This is a genomic window from Nocardioides sp. OK12 (genome assembly GCF_024341885.1).
Taxonomy (GTDB): Bacteria; Actinomycetota; Actinomycetes; order Propionibacteriales; family Nocardioidaceae; genus Nocardioides; species Nocardioides marinisabuli.
In genome coordinates this window covers 190,137-210,459 of record NZ_BNET01000002.1, presented here as the reverse complement: position 1 = coordinate 210,459, position 20,323 = coordinate 190,137, and the positions used below count along the sequence as shown (strand labels likewise).

The following is a 20,323-nucleotide window of genomic DNA, read 5'->3' as shown; positions in this document are numbered from 1 at the left end:
GTGCCGCCTCACCCCCAGGACGGCAGGGCCGTCCCGCGGGCGAGGTGGTCGGTCAGCGCTCGGCGGCTGACGGCCTCGGCGGTCCGCAGCGCCAGCCGCGGCGGGAGGGACTCGGCCTGCAGGCGTCGCGCCACCCCGTGCACCAGCGCCGTCACGTCCTGCGCGTCGACCGCCCCCGTGTACTCGGCCGCGAGGCCGGCGGCGAGCTCGTCCTGGGCGGCCGGGGTGGCCCCGTCGACGACCGGCACGGAGGCGGACGCCGCCGTGCCGGCCTCGGCGGCGGGCAGCGGCCCCGCCAGCAGGGTCGCGCCGACGAGCGCCGCGGTGACGGCGGCGCGCCGGCCGCGCGCCGGGACGGAGCGCAGCGCAGCGGCGAGACGGGCGGTCCTGCGGGGACGGGCTGCCGATGTCATGCACCGAGCCTGCGCCGCCGACCTGACAGGAACCTGATGGACCACCGTGACGTCCCTGCGAGCCGGCGCTCCCTGGCCGCTCCTCAGTCGGTGACGACGACCACCTTCGTCCGCGGTTCCCTGCTCCAGGGGCGGATGCTGTCGCGGAAGCTGCGCAGCCGACGGGCCTTGACCACGATCATGGCGCCGAGCACCACCGACAGCGCGGCGCAGGCCCCTGCCAGCTCCCGCTCCGCACCAGACGGCGTCGCGCGGACCAGCGCGGCGGCCGTGAGGGGCGTCGACAGCGCGACGACCAGCGGCGCCCACGTGTGCCTGCGCGGGTGCAGAGGCAGGAGGCGACCCCAGCACGCCCCGACCGCGAGCAGCACCACCGGCAGGAGCAGCAACAGGGGCGTCGGCACGAGGCCCCACCAGGCCCAGAGCAGCGCCGCCACCGAGGCGAGCACGAGCACCGGGCCGCGGGTCACCTGCTTGCGGAGGACGGCGTCGCTCACCCGGGGCACTGGAGCGCTTCCCGGGGGGCCTTCATGGAGCCGCCTGTCGGAATCGAACCGACGACCTTCTCTTGCGAGTAGTCATGCCTCGACAACAGCGACCCAACGCAAGAAAGCCTTCTGGCCTGGGGGAAACCGGGGTTCAACATCGTCACCGACACTCCCGCTCGGTCACGGTACATCGCGCGGGTTCCTGGACTTTCCTGTTGATTTTCCGTCGACCAATGAGAACGACCGGTCAGGCTCCGTGCCCGTTGCCGCTGGTGGCGTCGGGGCGATGCTGCCCTAATGCCGAGGTTCTCGGAGCTCTGCTGACTCAGTGGTGGTCGTGCCGGGGATCTCACCACGATCGATGCGGTCCTGCTTGACCACTTCGACAGCGCGACGGGGTGGATGCCGAGATCGCGAGCGGTCTGCTTCTTCGGTTTGCCCGCACGGGAGAGCGCGATGGCTCGGGCGCGGAATTCGGGCGGGTAAGCACGGGGCACGGTGTTCAGCCCTCCGGTGAAAGCAGTCCTTTAGCCACACGAACTGGAACCTTCCTAGTGGGGAAGGTCAAACTTGTCACCTACGCGTGCAGCAGTCCCTGACCGCGGTCAGGGCCTGTAGACGCGCACCTTCTTGGCTGAGCTGGGGTCGCTAGACCCGGCCTCGTTCTCGGCCACGATGCGGATCTTCCAGACTCCTGGTCGCAATCGGATCTTCGCCTTCTGGCTGGTGGTGGTGGTCTTGGCCTTGCCGTTGGCGGTGACAGTGTAGGAGTCCACTGACGTCGTGCCGTAGCCGGAGCTCCACCTGACCGCAACGGCGACCTTGGCGCCAGTGGAGCGGACGACGCTGGCACGGGGGCGTGCTGGGCGTGGGGGCAGGGAGGCCCCGGGTTCCACCCCGGGCCCCGGCCCGGCGCCGGGGTCGGGGCCGGGAGGCGGTGCAGGCGAGGTGGTGACCGTGCGTGGGGTGGACTTGGGTGAGTTGCCCACGTCGTTGGTGGCCAGCACCTGGACGGTGTGGTCGGTGTCCGCGTCCAGTCCGGTGAAGGTCACGGACTGTTGGTGGGCGGGGATGGTGATGCTCTGACCGCCGGGTTCGAGGGTGACGATGTGCTCGGTGATGGGGCGACCGCCGTCGTAGCGCTGGGTTGCCAGGTCGACGCGCAGCGAGGTGTGGTCGAGCGGTGTCAGGTTTGGCTGGGCGGGCTGGAGCGGGGGGCCGACCCTGAACGAAAGCAGCCGGACCGTCCAAAGCCCGTCGGCGTCGTAGCCGTCTCGGGTGCGGGCGTGTGCGGTGGTGGAGACTGACTGGTCGTAGTGGAAGGCCTCGGCGTAGATCATCCGGGTAGGGATGCGGGGGCCGAGGAATGTGACGGTCCCGTCGGTGCCGCTGCGCTCGTCGCGGGGGTGGTACCCGCCGCTGTATAGGTACATGGAGCCGTCGGGGGTCAAGCTGGCGTCGACGTCTTCCCATTCGTAGTTGGGATTCCTGAGCCCCTCATTGACGCTGGACGAGCCATCTCCCACATAGCCGCTGTGGACCGGGGCGCCGTCGGCGTCGACGATCATGATGCGGTGTGTCTTCAGCGGGGGCAGAGTGAGGACGCCGAGGTCGGTGTGGCCGTCCTTTACTCCGGGCTGCGGGCTGGCATTGAGGAACAGGTACGAGCCGTTCTCAGCGTTATTGAGGGGTTGACCGAAGGTCAGGGCGTACTGCTCATGGGGTTCGAGTGGCAGCGTGAACTGCCCCTGGTCGTCGGTGCGACTGACGGGGCTGTCGAAGCCGCGGTGGGTGAAGTAGACGCTCACCTGGCGTAGGGGCGCGCCGGTGGAATCCGTGACAGTTCCGCCGATGGTCGCTACGGGGACCGCGTGGGCCGGGCGAGATGTGCCAAGTCCTGCCATGGTCAGCATCGCTGCGGCCACGGTCGCGGCCAAGACCAGGATGAGCGTCCTGCGCGCGGGGCGTGAGTGGTCGCTCACGTGGGGTGCGGTGTGCTGATCACGGGGCAAGGCTGTTCCTAGGCGAGTGCGACCGGGTGCGGTCGGGCGGTGGAGGGTGTGCAGTAGCCGCTGTGGGCCGTGGCGCTCGGTGCGCTGAGCGTGGTGGCGGGGCCGTTCTGGGGGCACCCGGTGGATGCTCCGTCCAGATGGCCCGCGGAGGTTCAGCGGCGGAGGCGGACCCGGACCGTGACCGGCTTGGAGGGCTTGCTGAAGCCGCGCATGTTGATCGCGGTGATCGTGTACTTGTGGCGCCCGACCCGGGCCTTGGTGCGCAAGCGGTTCCTGCTGTGGTGCACGCGCGTGGGCTTCTCGCCGTTGGCTGAGACGTAGAACCAGGCCAGGCGAGCGCCGTTGTCGTTGGGGGTCTTCCACTTGAGGATGACGTTGCCGGTATCGCGCTTGGTGCGGGGCTTGCTGCCGACGGTGGCGACGGGTCGCTTGATGCGCGAGGGAGGACCCGCGGGCACGATGCGGTGTCCACCCTGCGAGAGGGCGGAGGTACCGGCGGCGTTGCGGGCGCGCACGTAGACGCCGTGTTCGATGCCGGTGCTCAGCCCGGTCACCTCCGTGGAGGTCTGGGTTGCATCCATGCTGACAGTCGTCGAGGCACCTTCGGTGGGTGTTGCCACGATGTCGTAGCCGGTGATGGCACTGCCGCCGTCATAGGCGCCGGCCCGTGGCGTGACCCGGATCGTGTTCTTGTCGACGATGTCCAGTTCCGGGACCCAGGGCTCCATCGGGGCTCCGATGCGGAAGTCGTTGAGCGGGACCGTCCAGACCCGGTCGTCACCGAGGTCGCCGTTGGGGTTCCAGGTTTGGGCCAGCCGCGCGACCGAGCGGTCGTGGTGGGCGACGTTGATGGGCAGGTCGGGGGTGGCAATCCGGGGTCCGCTCACGGACAGCAGCCCAGCGGGGTCGCTGTTGCGGGCGGAGGCGAAAGTGGCGTCGGCGATGACCATGTCACCGGAGGCGGTCAGGTTGGCGCCGAGGTCCTGCCAGTCGTAGCCGGAGAGCCTGTTGCTGCTGCCGAGCAGGTAGGCGCGGTGCACGGGGGCGCCATCGACGTCGACGACACGGATCTGGTGGTCGGTGAGCGGCGGCATGGTGACGGCGCCAAGGTCGATGCTCTCGGTGACCGGCGGCATGGCGCTGCCGTGGACGATGAGGGTGGAGTGGCCGTCGGGCATCGGGTAGACGAAGTCGAGCGCGACGGTCTGGTCGGAGTTGAGCGGGACGGTGAAGCGGCCCTGGTCGTCGGTGGAGAAGGTGGTGCTGCTGTCGCCGCGGTATCGCACGCGGCCATCAGTCACGGGGGCGCCGTCGGCTTCGACGAGTACCCCGGTGGCGGCGACCGCGGGTGCCGCGTGGGCGGCGGGGACAGCGCCCACGCCGGTGAGGGTCAGGGCTGTCGCGGTGGCGATGCCGATCAGGGCCGCGAGGGCGCTGGGGCGGCGGGTGGCGGTGGCACGGGCGGGTGTCTCGACGGTCATGGCGGTCCCGGTGGTGGCTGAGGGTGGGCGGTGGCGGGTGATGGCGGCACCTGCCTGGACACGCCCGAGCGGGACGGTCTAGACCGGGATCGCGAACTGGTCTAGACGATACGTGCAGCTTGACCCGACGGCTCACTTTCTTCGCGATCTGCGGTGCCGCGCAATAAACCGTCCAGGATCGATCCCGCCCACCCTGGCCTCGTCGCAAGGACAATCCCAAACGGACTCTGGGGCCCTTCCACTCCGCACCGCTCCCCCACCACCCTGCGCTCTGAGCGGTCTCAGCGTTCCCCAGCGACAAAGACCCGGGACCGGGCCCAGCGCCCGCGGGCACGCCAGGACCCTCGCGGTCACGCCATCCCAGCATCACCGCCACCGCTGCCTGGGCACGGCGTTGCGCGGTTCCGTGGTTACTGCACCACTGCACTCGGTACGTGGTGGGGTGCCATGGCCGCGCTCGCTCGCCGCACCGATCCCCGCCGACGTCAGCCGATCAAGCCGATCGCGGCTCGCGCTCGGTTGAGCCGCAGGGAAACAAAGCAGCCCCCTGACCTGCACTCCTGCAGGTCGGAGGGCTGTAGCGAGCCGCCTGTCGGAATCGAACCGACGACCTTCTCATTACGAGTGAGACGCTCTACCGACTGAGCTAAGGCGGCGTGCCGCCCGCGGTCCGGAGTGTCCGGGCCCAGGGCAACGCGGGTGAGCATACAGACGCCGCCCCGGCCGCGAGAAATCAGGCGGCGGGGGCGGCGACGTGCGTGGTGCGGGGCTCGCTCAGGCGGCGAGGACGCGCTTGCGCGGCTCGGCGTCGACCCAGCCCAGCGGGGCGGTCTGCTCGGCGCCGCACCAGCAGGTGAAGGTGGCGATCGGCCCGGTCTCGGCGCCGGTCACGGCCGTGATCTGGGAGGGGAAGATGAGCTGGCGCTTGCTGCAGGAGGTGCAGAGGTGGGTGAGCACGGCGGTTCCTTTCTCGGCTCGGAGACATGGTGTCTGCGACCAGTCTGACTCGCCGGTAGCAATAGGGGTAGCCTGACTTTCCAGCAGGAGGCATAGGATCAGCCTTGTGCTTTCTGTGCACCAGCTCACATGTTTCCTCGCCGCCTACGAGCAGGGCTCGCTGACCCGCGCCGCCGAGGAGCTCGGCTACGCCCAGCCCTCGGTCTCGGAGCAGATCCGGGCGCTCGAGAAGTCGCTCGGCGTGCAGCTCTTCCACCGGGTCGGCAGGGGCGTCGTGCCGACCCCGGTGGCCGAGACGATGCGACCGCACGCCGAGCAGGTGCTCGCCGCGATCGCCGAGACCGAGCGAGCGGTCGCGAGCGTGCGGTCGCTCGAGACCGGCACGATCCGCTTCGGCATGTTCGGCATCGCGCGCCTGTACGCCGGCTCGGCGCTGATCGCCGACGTGCTCGAGCGCTACCCCGGCGTGCGGGTCGAGCTGGTCGGGCAGAACTCCACCGAGGTCGTCGAGGACCTGCGCCGCGGCCGGCTCGAGGCCGCCATGCTGGCGATCTCGGCGGTCGACGGCGAGGGCATCACCGTGCAGCCCGTGGCCCGCGAGGAGCTGGTCTACATCAGCGCCGACCCCGAGCACCTGACCTCCCCGGTCACCGCGCACCGCCTCGCGCAGGCCTCGCTGGTGATGCCCGAGACGACGTACCGCGCCGTGGACTCGACCCGCGCGACGCTACGCCAGATGCTCCACGAGACCGGCCGCAACCCGCAGAGCCGGATCGAGGTGGAGGACGTCGAGACGGCCGTCGAGCTGGTCGGCATGGGCCTGGCCGACAGCGTCATCCCCCGGGGCGCCGCCGAGCAGCTCCTGCCGCGCCTGGCGCCGCGGGCCGGCTTCGTCTCCCTGCGACCGCGGCAGTTCGACACCTTCGCGATCGTGCACCGCACCAACGCGGTCCTCTCGCCCGCCGCCCGGCTGATGATCGACCTGGCCACGAGGCGGATGCAGGCCATCGCCGAGCCGATCAACCCTCGCTGACCCCGGCCCGCCCGGCCGCGGGTGCCTAGGCTGGCTCCATGAGCGAGCCCCGCGACGTCGTCCGCGCCTTCCTGACCCACCTGTCCGACGGCGAGACCGAGCAGGCCAACGCACTGCTCGCCCCCGAGGTCGTGTGGCGCAACACCCGCCTGCCCACGGTGCGCGGCGAGAAGGTGGCCGAGGCGCTGACGATGCTCGGCGAGCGCGGCGTGGGGGTCCGCGTCGAGCTGCACCACGTCGGCGCCGACGGGTCGACCGTGCTCACCGACCGCCACGACACGCTGACCTGGAAGGCCTACGGCAGCCGCTTCCACGTCGACGGCACCTTCGAGGTGCGCGACGGGCTCATCACGCTGTGGGACGACCGGTTCAGCTGGGGCGAGGCGTCTGTGGCCTCCGTGGCCGGACTGCTGCGCCTGCTGCCCCTCTGGCGCTGAGCGGCAGCCCTCAGCAGGTGGTGCCGTCGGCGGGCACGGTGCCCTCGAGCAGGAACGCCTCGATCGCCTCGTCGATGCAGTCGTTGCCCGAGTTGTAGGCCGTGTGGCCGTCGCCGTCGCGGGTCAGCAGCACGCCGGGCTCGAGCTGGTCGGCCAGGGCCTCGGCCCACTCGTAGGGGGTGGCCGGGTCGCGGGTGGTGCCGACCACCAGGATCGGCGCGGCGCCCGCGGCGTCGATGTCGTCGAGGCGGGTCGACTCGTCGGGCTCGACCTCGAGCCCCCGGCAGCCCACCAGGCTCCAGGCGAAGACCTCGCCCAGCGTCGGGCTCGCCTCGAGGAAGTCGGGCACCTGCGCCGGGATCTCCGAGACCGGCGTCGAGGAGGGGTCGTCGAGGCAGTTGATCGCGTAGATCGCCTCGGCCGAGTTGTCGGTGTACTCCCCGCCGGGGGTGCGCGAGGCGTAGGTGTCGGCGAGCAGCAGCAGCGTCGTGGGGTCGCCCTCGAAGGCCGACTCGAGCCCCTGGCTGAGCAGGAACCAGTAGTCGCTGACGTAGAGCGGCGTGATCAGCCCGTAGAACGCGGTGCCGACGCTGAGCTCACGACCACCGGGCCCCTCGATCGGCTCCTCGTCGACGTCGGCCAGGAACTGCTCGATCCGGTCGAGCCCCTCCTGCACGGTGCTGCCGAGGAAGCAGTCGCCGGCGTCGACGCAGTCGGCCACGTAGGCCCGCAGGGCGCGCTCGAAGCCCGCGGCCTGGCCCAGGTTGAGCTCGCGGCTGCTCAGCCCGACGTCGACCGCCCCGTCGAGCACCAGCCGGTCGGCACGCTCGGGGAACAGCTCGGCGTAGGTCGCGCCGAGCTTGGTGCCGTAGGAGGCGCCCAGGTAGGTCAGCCCGGTCTCGCCGAGCGCGGCGCGCAGCACGTCCATGTCCCGGGCCGCCTCGACGGTCGACACGTGGGCGGCGAGGTCGCCGGAGCGCTCGACGCAGCCCTCGAAGAAGGCCTCCAGGTCGGCGACCAGCGCGTCGACCTCGGCGGGCTCGTCGGGGGCGGGGTCGCCGGCCAGGAACTCGGTCAGCTCCTCATCGGAGAGGCAGTCGACGGGCGCGGAGCCGCCGGTGCCGCGCGGGTCGAAGCCCACGACGTCGTAGCGGTTCAGCAGCGGCTGGCGGAAGACCCGGTCGCCGGCGGCGGCGTACGTCGTGCCGGGGGCGCCGGGGCCGCCGGGGTTGACCACCAGCGAGCCGATGCGGGCGTCGGGGTCGGCCGCCGGCACCCGCAGGACCGCGACCTCGATCGTCTCGCCGTCGGGCTCGGAGTAGTCGAGGGGCACCTCGAGGCGCGAGCACTCGTGGGCGGGGTCGCTCTCGCACGGCTGCCAGTCCAGGGACTGGGAGTAGAACGGCGCCAGCGCCTCGTCGGGCGGCTCGGTGGCGTCGCCCGACGGGCTGGTGGTGGGCGCGGGGCCGCTGCGCGGCTGCGGCGCCTCGGCCGGGTCGTCGCCGCCGAGCACCCCGCCCAGCACCAACGCCAGGGCCAGGCCCAGGGCGCTGAGCACCATCGCGAGGACGACCACGATCGCCACGACCTGCTTCACCGGCTGCTCCCCTCGGGCACCATCAGGGCGACCATCATGGCCTCCAGCGCCAAGGCCGGCGGCACGTTGAACTCCAGCATCTGCTCGCGCGCCTCGAAGATCGCGTCGATGCGGCGCAGGTTGAGCTCGGGGCTCGAGGTGCGCACGACCTCCTCGACGTCGGGCCGGATCTCCTCGTTGACCAGCGCACCCGCCGCGCCCACGGCCACCGCGATCGCGTCGCGGTAGACCGAGACCAGGTCCATCAGGCTGCGGTCGACCACGTCGAGCACCCGGCGCTTGGCGCGGGTCTTCTGCCCCTTCTCCAGCGCCGAGAGGGCGGGGGCGTACTCGCGGGGTCGGCGGCCGCGCTCGACCACGCCGTAGGAGGCGTCGAGGTCGACCTTCTCGCGCGCGTCGAGCTCGGCGGTGATCGCCTCCGCCTCCTCCTTGGCGACCTCGACGAGGTTGGCGGCCGCCTGCATGCAGCCGCCCAGCGTGGTCAGCTTGGCGGGGTAGAGCACCACCTCGCGCCGGCGGTTGCGGGTCGCCTCGTCGGTGGCCAGTGCACGGGCGCGGCCGATGTGGCCCTGGCTGGCGCGGGCGGCGTACGACGCGAGCGCGTCGGGCACGCCGAGGGTGCGGGAGAGGAACGCCGCCACGTCGGGCGAGGTCGGCGTCGTCAGCGTGACCAGGCGGCAGCGGCTCACCACGGTGGGCAGCACGTCCTCGAGGGTGGGGGCGCAGAGCATCCACACCGTGCGCTCGCCCGGCTCCTCGATCGCCTTGAGCAGCGCGTTCCAGGCGCGCTCGGTGAGCCGGTCGGCGTCCTCGACGATCAGGACCTGGCGCCCGGCGCCGACCGGCGACAGCGAGGCCTTGCGGACCAGGTCGCGGACCTCGTCGACGCCGATCGAGAGCTTCTCGGTGCGGATCACCGCGACGTCGGCGTGGCTGCCGACCATCGTGGTGTGGCAGCCGTGGCAGCGCCCGCAGCCGGCGTCGCCGGGGGCGTTCTCGCACTGCAGCGCGGCCGCGAAGGCGATCGCGGCGTTGGAGCGGCCCGAGCCGGGCGGGCCGGTGAAGAGCCAGGCGTGGCTCATGCCGTGGCCGGCCGCGGCGGTGCGCAGGGCCTTGATGGCCGGGCGCTGGCCCACCAGGCGCTCCCAGACGGTGCCGGCGTCCTGGTGGGTCGGCTGCTGGGTCGGCTGCTGGGTCACGGGGCCACCTGCCCGGGGACCGCGTCGGTCAGGCTCGCCAGCAGCGGCACCAGCCGGGCCCGGACGGCCTCCGCGATCTCCTCGACCGGGGCCCGGGCGTCGAGCACCAGGTAGTGCTCGGGGTCGGCGGCGGCCATCGCCACGAACGACTCGCGCACGCGCTGGTGGAAGTCGAGGGACTCGCCCTCGATGCGGTCGCGGCCCTCGAAGCGGCCCAGGCCGGTGGCCGGCTCGAGGTCGAGCACGACGGTCAGGTGGGGCCGCAGGTCGCCGGTGGCCCAGCGGGCCACCTGCTCGACCTCGGCGACCGGCAGGCTGCGGCCGGCCCCCTGGTAGGCCAGCGTCGAGTCGACGTAGCGGTCGGTGACGACGACCTCGCCGCGCTCGAGCGCGGGCAGCACCAGCGTCTCGACGTGCTCGGCCTTGTCGGCGGCGTACAGCAGCGCCTCGGTGCGGTCGGCGAGCGCCCCGGTCTCGGGCGAGAGCACGATGCGGCGCAGCTGCTGGCCGACGGGGGTGTCACCGGGCTCGAAGGTCAGCACGACCCGGTGGCCCTGCTCCTCCAGCCAGGTGCGCAGCAGGCGCGACTGGGTGGACTTGCCGGAGCCCTCGCCGCCCTCGAAGCACACGAAGACGCCGCGCTGGGTGTAGGTGCCGGGCGATGTCACGGCCCCGAACCTACGTGGGGGCACCGACGCCGACCAGCACCGGTCCACAGCCGGGCGCCCGAGGGCCCGCCCGACCGGGTCAGAAGGCGTAGCGGACCCGGCAGTAGGGCATCCGCTCGGCCAGCAGGTCGGTGAGCTGGTCGCGCCAGCGCGCCTTCCACCCGGCGCGGTAGCGCACGTTGGCCTGGCCCGAGTGGCTGGTCTTGGGCTCCTGCAGGTCGGGGCGCCACAGCAGCTCCTCGCCGCGGGGGTGCCAGCCGAGGTTGACCTCGTGCAGCTGCTCGTTGTGGGTCAGGAAGATGATCTCGCACGCCAGCTGGGCCTTCGCCCGCTCGCTGAGCACGTCGTCGACCTGGTCGAACAGCTCGGCCCACTGGCCCAGCCACTGCTCGTGCACCACCACCGGGCTGAAGTTGAGGTGCACCTCGTAGCCGGCCTCGACGAAGTCGTTGACCGCCGCGATCCGCTCGGGGATGCGCGAGGTGCGCAGGTCGAGGCGGTGCGCCATCGGCTCGGGCATCAGCGAGAACCGCACCCGGGTCCCGCCGCGCGGGTCCCAGTCGAGCAGGTCGCGGTTGACCAGCTTCGTCGCGAAGCTGGCCTTGGCCCCGCGCAGGTCGCCGAAGAGGTCCACCAGGTCGCGCACGTTGTCGGAGACCAGCGCGTCGGCCGAGCAGTCGCCGTTCTCGCCCAGGTCGTAGACCCAGTCGACCGGGTCGCACTGGTTGGGCTCCGGCTTCGGCCCCTGCCGCGCCGCGTGCCGGGCCAGGTAGCCCGCGATCCTCTCGATGTTGACGAAGACCGTGATCGGGTTGGCGAACCCCTTGCGCCGCGGCACGTAGCAGTAGCTGCACGCCATCGCGCAGCCGTTGCTGGTGGAGGGCGCGATGAAGTCGGCCGAGCGGCCGTTGGGCCGTGCCTGCAGGCTCCGCTTCTCCCCCAGCACCAGCACCTCGCGCTTGGTGCGCACCCACCGCTCCACGCCGCCGGGGTTGCCGTAGAGCCCCGGGATGTCCTGGTGGGAGGCCACCTCGACCCGCTCGGCGTCGGGGAAGCGCTCCAGCACCTGCACGGCTCGCGGCCACCGCTCGATGTCGGGCTCGTGGTAGATCCGGCGCACCTCGAGCAGGCGCTCGGCTGCGGTCGCGGGTGGCATGGACCCAGGCTAGGCGCGCCCACCGACGGCGCCCGGCAACGGCGTACGCCGCCCCGCCCGGGGTGGGCGAGCGGGCGGCGTACGGGCCGGGTGCGGGGCGGGTGCTGGGCGGGCGAGTCGCTCACTTGTCAGGTGTTGCAACCCCTGACAAGTGCATGAGTCCCCGGCCGGCCGGGGACTCATGCAGGGCGGCCTCAGGACTTCTTGGCCGCGGCCTTCTTCGTCGTCTTCTTGGCGGCGGCCTTCTTCGTCGTCTTCTTGGCCGCCGTCTTCTTCGTGGCCGTCTTCTTGGCCGGAGCCTTCTTCGCGCCCTTCTTGGCCGCCTTCTTGGCCGGGCCGCGGGCGCGACGCTCCTCGAGCAGCTCGGCGGCCCGCTCGAGGGTGAGGTCCTCGACGGTGTCGTCCTTGCGGAGGGTGGCGTTGTACTCGCCGTCGGTGACGTACTCGCCGAAGCGGCCCGACTTCACCACGACCGGCTGTCCGGAGACCGGGTCGTTGCCCAGCTCCTTGAGCGGCGGGGCCGCGGCGGCGCGGCCGCGCTGCTTGGGCTGGGAGTAGATCTTCAGCGCCTCGTCGAGGCCGATGGTGAAGAGCTGGTCCTCGCTGGTCAGCGAGCGCGAGTCGGTGCCCTTCTTCAGGTAGGGCCCGTAGCGACCGTTCTGGGCGGTGATCTCGTCGCCGGTCTCGGGGTCCTCGCCGACCACGCGCGGCAGCGAGAGCAGCTTGACCGCGTCCTCGAGGGTGATGGTGTCGAGGGACATCGACTTGAAGAGCGAGCCGGTGCGCGGCTTGGCGCTCTTCTTGGCGTCCTCGGGCAGCGCCTCGGTGACGTAGGGCCCGAAGCGGCCGTTCTTGGCCACGACCTCCAGGCCGGTCTCGGGGTGCGCGCCGAGGTGGATCTCCTCGCCGGCGGGGTTGGCGAAGAGCTCCTTGGCCTTCTCCAGCGTCAGCTCGTCGGGCGGCAGGTCCTCGGGCACGTTGGCGCGCACGCCCGCGGCGTTGCCGTCGTCGTCGGGGCCCTCGAGGTAGGGGCCGTAGCGGCCCACCCGCAGGTTGATGCCCGAGTCGGGGCCGCCGACCGGGAAGGTCGCCAGCTCGCGGGCGTCGATGTCACCCAGCTCGTCGACGAGCTTCTTGAGCCCGTCGAGCTCGCTGTTGCCGTAGTAGAACTCGCCGAGCTCGGTGTTGCGCTGCTTGCGCCCGGCCGCGATCTCGTCGAGCACGTCCTCCATCTGCGCGGTGAACTCGTAGGAGATCTGGCGCGGGAAGTGCTCCTCGAGCAGCCGGATCACCGAGAACGCCAGCCAGGCCGGCACCAGCGCCGTGCCCTTCTTGTAGACGTAGCCGCGGTTGAGGATCGTGCCGATGATCGAGGCGTACGTCGAGGGGCGGCCGATCTCGCGCTCCTCGAGCTCCTTGATCAGCGTGGCCTCGGTGTAGCGCGCCGGCGGCTTGGTCTCGTGGCCGTTGGCGCTGATCGAGGCCGCCGAGACCGCGTCGCCCTGGGCCAGCTGCGGCAGGCGGGTCTCCTGGTCGTCGGAGGCCGCACCGTGGTCGGTGCCCTCGACGTAGGCCTTCAGGAAGCCGTGGAAGGTGATGACGCGCCCGCTGGCCGAGAACACGACGTCCTCGCCGGTCGAGGCGGCGCCGCCGAGGCGGATCGTGACCGACTGGCCGACGGCGTCCTTCATCTGCGAGGCGACGGTGCGCATCCAGATCAGCTCGTAGAGGCGGAACTGCTCGCCCTTGAGGCCGGTCTGCGCGGGGGTGCGGAACGAGTCGCCCGCGGGCCGGATCGCCTCGTGCGCCTCCTGGGCGTTCTTGACCTTCGAGGCGTAGGTGCGGGGCGCGTCGGGCAGGTACTCGGCGCCGTACAGCTCCTGGACCTGGGCGCGCGCCGCGTTGACCGCGGTGCCCGACAGCGTCGTGGAGTCGGTACGCATGTAGGTGATGAAGCCGTTCTCGTAGAGGCGCTGGGCGACCGACATGGTCACGCTCGCGCCCATCCCGAGCTTGCGGCTGGCCTCCTGCTGCAGCGTCGTGGTGCGGAACGGCGCGTACGGCGAGCGGCGGTAGGGCTTGGCCTCCACCGAGCGGACCTCGAAGGTCGACTCGCCCAGCCCGGCGACCAGCGCCTCGGCGCGGGTGCGGTCGAGGTGGACGACCTTGCCCTCGGCCGAGGCCTTCAGCACGCCCTCGGAGGTGAAGTCGGAGCCGCGGGCCACGCGGCGCTCGTCGACCGAGTAGACCTTGGCCGGGAACATCCGCTGGTCGTGCTTGGACCCGGCGTCGAAGGTGCCCTCGAGGTCCCAGTAGGAGGCGATCTTGAACGCCATCCGGTCGCGTTCCTTGTCGACGACCAGGCGGGTCGCCACCGACTGCACGCGCCCGGCCGACAGGCCCGACATGACCTTCTTCCACAGCACCGGCGAGACCTCGTAGCCGTAGAGGCGGTCGAGGATGCGACGCGCCTCCTGGGCGTTGACGAGGTCGTCGTTGATGGTGCGCGGGTTGGCGACCGCTTCCTGGATCGCCGACTTGGTGATCTCGTGGAAGACCATCCGGTGCACCGGGATGTTCTTCGGCTTCAGCTCGTCGAGCAGGTGCCACGCGATGGCCTCGCCCTCGCGGTCCTCGTCGGTGGCGAGGTAGAGCTCGTCGGCGTCCTTGAGCAGGCCCTTGAGCTTGGTGATGTGGCTCTTCTTGTCGCGCGGCACGACGTAGTACGGCTCGAAGCCGTTGTCGACGTCGACCGCGAGGCGCCCCCACGGCTTGTCCTTGATCTTGGCCGGGGTGTCCGCGGCCGACTGCGGGAGGTCGCGGATGTGGCCGATGGAGGACTCGACGACGTAGCCCTGGCCGAGGTACCCGCCGATGGTGCGGGCCTTCGCCGGGGACTCGACGATCACCAACTTGTGTGCCACTGCGTGTGTCATTCCTTCGGAAGAGGTGGGGAAGAGCGGCGGTGCCCGTGCGGGTCCCGCCGGCCGTCACGGTAGCGCGTGCGGCGCCGTACGCCGCTGCTGCGGCGTGGCCGCGGACGCTTTGCGCAGGTCAGCGGGGCTGTGGGGCCCGGCGCTCGAGGACCCTGTGGAGGAGCCCGGCGGCACCGGCCGCGGCGTGCCAGCCTCCTGGCTCCACGCCCCCGTGGCGATCCCGGACCCGAGGAGAGACCCGTGCACGACAGCCCCGGCAGCCCACGGCTGCGCCCGTCCTACGACGACCGCTACCTCGACGAGCCTGCCTTCGGGGAGCCTGCGTTCGGGGAGCCCGCCTTCGGGGTGCCCGGCTTCCGGGAGCCGTGGCTCGACGGGCCGGCGTGGGACGACCGGCTGACCGAGCTGGTCTTCCTCGACGGCCGGCTCGTCTGCCACCGCACCGGCCCGGTGGCGGGCACCGAGTGGGCCCGGCTGGCCGCCGACCGTGACCGCGAGCGGCAGCTGCCGCCACCGCCACCGCCCACCCCGCTGTGGCAGGACGTGCTCGACTGGCTCGGCGACCGTGTCGGGGGCGAGCGCGCGCTGGCCGCGCTGCACGACGAGCCGCTGGGCGAGGCGCCCGACCTGCCCGACGAGTGCGGCAGCCGGGCCGAGCGGCAGCGGGTCGAGGCGGTGGCCGAGCTCCTCGACTCGGTGGCGGGCCGCTTCTTCGACGCCGAGGTCGCCACCGCGCTGCGCACCGCGCTGCTCACGCTGTGGCGCCTCGAGCCCGAGGCGGTCGCCCGGGCCGCCACCGCGGCCAGCTGCGCCGGCGGCATCTCCTGGGCCGTCGCCAAGGCCAACGGGCTGCTCGCGCCCACCGGCGGGGTGCGCGTGGGGGCGCTCAAGGACCACCTCGACCTGCGCAGCAGCCCGTCGGCGTACGCCGCCCCGGTGCGCGCGGGCCTGCTCGGCTTCCGGCACCTCGCCTCGCGCCACCACCGCCCGCTGGGCGTGCCCGACCTGCTCGACCTGGGCCACGCCGACCTGCTCACCGGGGCCACCCGGGCCCGGCTGCTGCACCTGCGGGACCGGGCCCGGGCCGCCCGCGACGCCGACCACCAACGCTGACCCGGCCCGAACTTCGCGTCGAGCCGTCACGTACCTCCGATTTCTGGTCCTGCCCTCAACGTTCCGCGCCGCGGCACCGTCATGGTGGTGTCAGCAACTGCGAGCAGAGGACTCGGATGAGCACGCACGACGACGGCCGCGGCCTCGGGGACTTCGGGGACTTCGCCCACGCGCAGACCCCCGGGCTGCTCGGGCTCGCGCACGCCCTGACCGGCAACCCGCACGACGCCTGGGACCTGACCCAGGAGACGTTGGTGCGGATGGGCGAGCGCTGGGGACGCACCCGCTTCGACGAGCCGGCGGCGTACGCCCGCACGGTGATGACCCGTCTCAACATCGACCGGCTGCGGCGCTTCCGGCGCGAGGTGCTGGTCGCCGGGCACCACCGCGAGGACGCGCGCGTGGAGCTCGTCGGCGAGCTCGATGGGTGGCTCGTGGAGGCGCTGGCCACCCTCAGCCCACGCCAGCGCACGGCGCTGGCGCTGCGCTACGTCGAGGACCTCGACGTGCGCGGCATCGCGTCCCGGATGGGCTGCGCCGAGGGCACCGTCAAGGCCCACCTCTCCCGCGGCACCGAACGGCTCCAGGCCGAGCTCGCCCGGCACCGCACCACCGCTCGACCGACCCGTCCCGGCACCCAGGAAGCGACCTCGCGATGAGCACCACCGACCTGCACGAGACCACCGACGGACGCGACGAGGAGCTGGCCCAGGCCTACGGCCGGCTGACCGCGGCGCTGGCGGCCCCGACCGACCTCGGGCCCTCGCTGCGCACCGCGATCGTCCGCCGTCGCCGGCGTCGTACGGCGGCGCGGGTGGCCGGTGGCGCCGTGGCGGCCACGGTCGTGGTCGGCGGGCTCGCCCTGACCACCGGCGGCAGCGAGCCCGAGCGGGCGCCCGACCCGGCAGGCCAGGGCGGCACCAACACCGTGGTGGTCACCCGCGACGACGGCGAGGGGCTCACCTTCGGCCCGGTCGAGCTCAGCTGTGAGAAGGCGGGCCGCTCGGGCGAGCGGCTCAACGCCACCACCGAGCTGGTGCTTGCCCCCGGGTCCGAGGAGGTGCTGCTCGAGCCGCTGCTCCACATCTCCGTCCTCGTCGACGACGTCGAACCCGGCCGCACCTACACGCTGCCCTTCGAGGGCAGCCCGGAGAAGAAGAACGTGTCGTCCGACGAGTGGACGTTCGTCTACTTCGCGGCCGTCCCGGCCGCCGACCCCGCGGGCGAGGCCAACGAGATCGTCAGCGGCCTCCCGGACTCCGCCGGCACGGTGCGCTTCGACGCAGCGACCTGCGGCGACGTCCCCTCCCTCGACGTGACCATCGACGCCGTCCTCGGCAGCGAGGTCGGGCAACCGGCCCTCCCTGTCGAGGGTCGCCTGGCGCTGCCCTGACCTTCGCCGCGGGTTCGGGCCGGGTCAGCGCGAGATTCGGGCCGGGTCGGTGGGAGGTATGGGCCGGGTCAGCGTGAGATTCGGGCCGGGTCAGTGGGAAGTTCGGGCCTGGTCGGCGGGGGTGAGGTAGCCCTCGCGGACCAGCTCGCGCACCACCGGCAGGTAGTCCTCGCGGGTCGCGGCGGGCTCCAGGTCGAGGAGCTCGGCGAGCGCGTCGAGGATCTGGCCGACCTCGAGGTCGCCGTCGCAGGCGCCCACCAGGGCGGCCACCACGGTGTCGGCGGTGCGGGCACGGCGCAGACCGGTCTGCTGGCGCAGCACGATCGTCTCGGGGTCCTCGGCGCCGGGGGCGCCCTGCGTCTCCTGCTGCACGTCGGGGCGGGTGACCAGGCGGCTCTCGGGGCCGACCTCGTGCCGCGCGACGGCGCCCCACGCCGAGATCGCGGGGGCGATGGGCTGCTCGACCTCGTAGGGCCACGACAGCAGCTCGCGGGCGGGAGCCGCGGCGCGGTCCTCGCGCAGGTGCAGGTTCACCCAGCCGAAGCCGACCGCCTCGATGCGCTGCTCCTCCATCCACGACAGCCACGTCTCGTAGCGGCGCCGGTAGTCGGCGGTCGCGGCCGCGGTGGCCGAGCCGGTGGAGGGGTGGTGGCCGGAGTCCTTGAGCCACAGCTCGACGTACGACGCCGGGTCGAGGACCTCGCGCTGGACCACCAGCGCGTCGACGTCGTCGCGCAGCCAGGCGCCGAGCCGCTCGTCCCAGGGCTGGTCCTCGCTGATCACCCAGTTGGCCAGCACCTGGCACCAGCCGCCGGCGGCCAGGTGGTCGGGGGCGGTGCGCACGATGTCCTCGACGACCCGGTCGCCGGGCAGCCCGGAGTCGCGGTAGACCAGCCGCTCGCCGGTGGCCGGCGAGATCACGAACGGCGGGTTGGTGGCGATCAGGTCGAACCGCTCGCCGACGACGGGCTCGAAGAACGATCCGTCGCGCACGTCGACCCGGTCGGCCACGTCGTTGAGGGCGGCGTTGAACCGGGTCAGCCGCAGCGCGCGGGCGTTGACGTCGGTGGCGACCACCGAGTCGGCGTGGCGGGCCAGGTGCAGCGCCTGGACGCCGCACCCGGTGCCGAGGTCGAGCGCGCGCCGCACCGGCTCGCGCCTGGTCAGCTGGGCCAGCGACGTCGAGGCGGGGCTGATGCCCAGCACGTGGTCGGTGCCGACGCGCTGGGGCGCCCCGTCGAGGCCCGGGGTGAGGTCGGAGACCACCCACAGGTGCTCGGTGACGGTGCCGCCGACGCCCGCGGGGCCGGCGTGCTCGGTGGCGTAGGGGCGCACGTCGAGGCGCGCGGCGACCTCGCCGACCGACTGCTCCAGCAGCCCCTCGACGCACATCCGGTCGACCAGGCCCGGCAGCGCCGCCTCGGCGGCGGCGAGGTCGACCGGCACCTGCAGCAGGAAGAGGCGCACCAGCGTGGCGAGCGGCGAGCCGTCCGCCTGCGCCGTACGCCGCAGCCCGGGGGTCGTCTCGTTGCGTGCCAGCGCGTCGTGCGCGCGGGGGCCGAGCAGCTCGGCGACGGCGTCGTAGGTGAAGTCGGCACGGACCAGGGCGTCGCGCAGCAGGTGGGGGAGGTCGCTCACCCGGGCGAGCCTAGTGACCGCGACCGGTCGGGCACACCTTGCGCATTCGCCGGACGGGGGTCGACCCGGCGCTTTACCTTGCCCAGGTCACCTCCGCGACCGGTCGGGAGCCCGGGGAGCGGCGACCACCATGGGGAGGGAACCCACATGAACCGAGCTCGACGCACCCCGCACACCCGCCTGCGGACCCGGCTCGGCGCCGGCCTGGGCGCCGCACTGACCACCGCCCTCGTCGCCTCCGGCGCCGGGCTGGCCGCGCCCGCGACCGCGGCCCCCGCGGCCCCGTCTACGACTGCCGTGAACGATCGGGGCCTCGACGGTCTGCTGGAGCTGGTGGCCAACGCCTTGAGCGGCAGCGGACTGGTGGGCTCGCCACTGAGCCTGCTCAGCAACCCGTTCATCAACAACCTGGTCACCGTCACCAAGGTCGAGTGGTTGCGCGACGGGGTGGTGATCCCCGACGCGGGTGGCACGAGCTACACCCCGGGAGCGGCCGACGTCGGCCGCGAGATCCGCGCCCGGGTGAGCGGTCTCCTCCTGCTGGTGCCGGTCCAAGGTCTCACGCAGGCGATCCTCGTGCAGGACACCGACAGCGGGGCCGGCGACGAGCTCGTTGCCACCGTCCCGCCCCAGATCACCGGGATCCCCGGGGTCGGCTCACTGCTGCAGGTCATCGACCCCGTGTGGAACCTGCTGGACGTGCTGACGACCTACCAGTGGATGGCCGACGGCGTTCCCATCGCTGGTGCCGACGGCAAGACGTTCGTCCCCACCCTCCAGCAGGCGGGCAGCGTGATCACCGTCAAGGTGACCGGCCTCCTGGGGGCTCTGCCCCTGGTCGAGCTCGTTACCGGCGGTGTCCTCGTGCCCGAGCCGGAACTCGCGGCGGAGCCGCCGTTGGTCTCCGGTGACAGCAAGGTCGGAGCAAAGCTCGAGGTCAGCGACCCCGACTGGAACGTCGAGGACGTGGACAACAGCTACGCCTGGCTGCGGGACGGCACTCCGATCGGTGGCGCCGAGGCTCCCTCCTACGTGCTGGTCCCAGCCGACCTCGGCCGGTCGATCACCGCCAGTGTCACGGGGACAAAGGGTGAGGCACGGACCACCGTGACGAGCAAGGCGGTTGTCCCGAGCCTCGGCGACGCCATCGTCGCCACCCTCCAGCCGCGCGTCACCGGCACCGCGGCGCTGGGCCAGGCCCTCACCGCGACCCCGGGCACCTGGGGCGCCGGCGAGACCCCCGTCGTCGCCTACCAGTGGCTGCGCGACGGCTCGCCCGTCAGCGGCGCCACCGCCTCGTCGTACGCCGTCACGGTCGCCGACCTGGGCCGTGACCTGGCGCTGCGGGTGACCGCGACCCGCACCGGCTACGCGCCGGGCAGCTTCACCACCGCCGCCCTGCCGGTGGCGCGGGCCACCACCAGCACCACCGCGAAGGCGGCGAGGAAGAAGGTCCGCCAGGGCAGGGCGGCGGTGCTCACCATCACCGTCGACGCGGCACCGGCCAGCCCCGACGGCAAGGTCGCGATCACCGAGGGCGGGCGGACCCTGAAGACCTTCTCCATCGCGAAGGGCTCCAAGAAGGTGCGGATCAAGAAGCTCGCCACGGGCAAGCACACGCTGCGCGTGGGCTACCTCGGCTCCGAGACCACCGCGGACTCCCGGGCCCGGAAGGTCGTGGTGCGGGTGCTGAAGAAGCGGAAGAGGTAGCCCCGCACGCCCGGTCCTGGAGCACCACGACCGACCAGGCACGCCACAGCCCCCGCCCGGAGGACCGGGCGGGGGCTGTGGCGTTCGTCGGA

18 protein-coding genes and 1 tRNA gene are annotated in these 20,323 nt (G+C 72.5%); 6 read left to right on the top strand and 13 right to left on the bottom strand.

What is annotated here, in order from left to right; all coding sequences use genetic code 11:
• Nucleotides 1-8 precede the first annotated feature (8 nt).
• From OCU29_RS05180 to OCU29_RS05150, 7 genes are all read right to left on the bottom strand, one after another.
• Entirely contained in the window at nt 9-413 is a 405-nt protein-coding gene (locus OCU29_RS05180) for a hypothetical protein (protein WP_261819060.1), read from the bottom strand.
• An 83-nt stretch (nt 414-496) separates the two neighbouring features.
• Nucleotides 497-910, bottom strand: a complete 414-nt coding sequence (locus tag OCU29_RS05175; RefSeq protein ID WP_261819059.1) for a hypothetical protein — start codon at nt 908-910, stop codon at nt 497-499.
• Nucleotides 907-1,398 carry a transposase gene (locus OCU29_RS20060; protein WP_370463652.1) on the bottom strand — a complete coding sequence of 164 codons (492 nt, stop codon included), beginning with the start codon at nt 1,396-1,398 and terminating at the stop codon, nt 907-909. Before OCU29_RS20060 ends, OCU29_RS05175 begins: the two co-directional genes overlap by 4 nt.
• Before the next feature lie 108 nt (nt 1,399-1,506).
• Nucleotides 1,507-2,709 carry a fibronectin type III domain-containing protein gene (locus OCU29_RS05165; protein WP_261819058.1) on the bottom strand — a complete coding sequence of 401 codons (1,203 nt, stop codon included), beginning with the start codon at nt 2,707-2,709 and terminating at the stop codon, nt 1,507-1,509.
• Nucleotides 2,710-3,065: 356 nt separating this feature from the next.
• Complete coding sequence (locus OCU29_RS05160; protein WP_261819057.1) at nt 3,066-4,394, bottom strand: fibronectin type III domain-containing protein; 1,329 nt, start codon at nt 4,392-4,394, stop codon at nt 3,066-3,068.
• A gap of 583 nt (nt 4,395-4,977) precedes the next feature.
• Nucleotides 4,978-5,050 (bottom strand) — tRNA-Thr (locus OCU29_RS05155).
• 118 nt (nt 5,051-5,168) lie between these two features.
• Nucleotides 5,169-5,351, bottom strand: a complete 183-nt coding sequence (locus OCU29_RS05150; protein WP_261819056.1) for a hypothetical protein — start codon at nt 5,349-5,351, stop codon at nt 5,169-5,171.
• Nucleotides 5,352-5,457: 106 nt separating this feature from the next.
• On the opposite strand from OCU29_RS05150, the gene OCU29_RS05145 reads away from it, so the two are divergent.
• Together OCU29_RS05145 and OCU29_RS05140 are read left to right on the top strand one after the other, a co-directional pair.
• Nucleotides 5,458-6,384 carry a LysR family transcriptional regulator gene (locus OCU29_RS05145; protein ID WP_261819055.1) on the top strand — a complete coding sequence of 309 codons (927 nt, stop codon included), beginning with the start codon at nt 5,458-5,460 and terminating at the stop codon, nt 6,382-6,384.
• A 38-nt stretch (nt 6,385-6,422) separates the two neighbouring features.
• A complete protein-coding gene (locus OCU29_RS05140; protein ID WP_261819054.1) occupies nt 6,423-6,821 on the top strand; it encodes a limonene-1,2-epoxide hydrolase family protein in 399 nt (132 codons plus the stop codon).
• A 10-nt stretch (nt 6,822-6,831) separates the two neighbouring features.
• On the opposite strand, the gene OCU29_RS05135 is transcribed toward OCU29_RS05140, so the two are convergent.
• The 5 genes from OCU29_RS05135 to topA all read right to left on the bottom strand — a co-directional run bounded on the left by OCU29_RS05135 (nt 6,832) and on the right by topA (nt 14,377).
• The gene (locus OCU29_RS05135; protein WP_261819053.1) at nt 6,832-8,418 is read right to left on the bottom strand and encodes an alpha/beta hydrolase; all 1,587 of its coding nucleotides are present in this window, start codon (nt 8,416-8,418) and stop codon (nt 6,832-6,834) included.
• The gene (locus OCU29_RS05130; protein ID WP_261819052.1) at nt 8,415-9,617 is read right to left on the bottom strand and encodes a DNA polymerase III subunit delta'; all 1,203 of its coding nucleotides are present in this window, start codon (nt 9,615-9,617) and stop codon (nt 8,415-8,417) included. Before OCU29_RS05130 ends, OCU29_RS05135 begins: the two co-directional genes overlap by 4 nt.
• Entirely contained in the window at nt 9,614-10,285 is a 672-nt protein-coding gene (gene tmk, locus OCU29_RS05125; RefSeq protein ID WP_261819051.1) for a dTMP kinase, read from the bottom strand. Before tmk ends, OCU29_RS05130 begins: the two co-directional genes overlap by 4 nt.
• Nucleotides 10,286-10,364: 79 nt before the next feature.
• Nucleotides 10,365-11,441 (bottom strand): spore photoproduct lyase family protein, encoded by a 1,077-nt coding sequence (locus OCU29_RS05120; protein ID WP_179615157.1) that lies wholly within the window; start codon nt 11,439-11,441, stop codon nt 10,365-10,367.
• A gap of 194 nt (nt 11,442-11,635) precedes the next feature.
• Entirely contained in the window at nt 11,636-14,377 is a 2,742-nt protein-coding gene (topA, locus tag OCU29_RS05115; RefSeq protein ID WP_179615156.1) for a type I DNA topoisomerase, read from the bottom strand.
• Between the two features lie 240 nt (nt 14,378-14,617).
• Between topA and OCU29_RS05110 the strand changes: the two genes are divergently transcribed.
• The 3 genes from OCU29_RS05110 (at nt 14,618) to OCU29_RS05100 (ending at nt 16,883) form a co-directional block, all read left to right on the top strand.
• Entirely contained in the window at nt 14,618-15,490 is an 873-nt protein-coding gene (locus tag OCU29_RS05110; RefSeq protein ID WP_261819050.1) for a hypothetical protein, read from the top strand.
• 116 nt (nt 15,491-15,606) lie between these two features.
• A complete protein-coding gene (locus tag OCU29_RS05105; RefSeq protein WP_261819049.1) occupies nt 15,607-16,149 on the top strand; it encodes a sigma-70 family RNA polymerase sigma factor in 543 nt (180 codons plus the stop codon).
• Nucleotides 16,146-16,883: a hypothetical protein gene (locus OCU29_RS05100; RefSeq protein WP_261819048.1), complete on the top strand. Its 738-nt coding sequence runs from the start codon at nt 16,146-16,148 to the stop codon at nt 16,881-16,883. Before OCU29_RS05105 ends, OCU29_RS05100 begins: the two co-directional genes overlap by 4 nt.
• 90 nt (nt 16,884-16,973) lie before the next feature.
• Here the strand turns inward: OCU29_RS05100 and OCU29_RS05095 are convergent, their stop codons facing one another.
• Nucleotides 16,974-18,521: a methyltransferase gene (locus OCU29_RS05095; RefSeq protein ID WP_261819047.1), complete on the bottom strand. Its 1,548-nt coding sequence runs from the start codon at nt 18,519-18,521 to the stop codon at nt 16,974-16,976.
• Nucleotides 18,522-18,668: 147 nt separating this feature from the next.
• Here OCU29_RS05095 and OCU29_RS05090 point away from each other — a divergent pair, with 147 nt between their 5' ends.
• Nucleotides 18,669-20,231, top strand: coding sequence for an Ig-like domain repeat protein (locus OCU29_RS05090; protein ID WP_261819046.1), 1,563 nt, complete (start codon nt 18,669-18,671; stop codon nt 20,229-20,231).
• Nucleotides 20,232-20,323 lie beyond the last annotated feature (92 nt).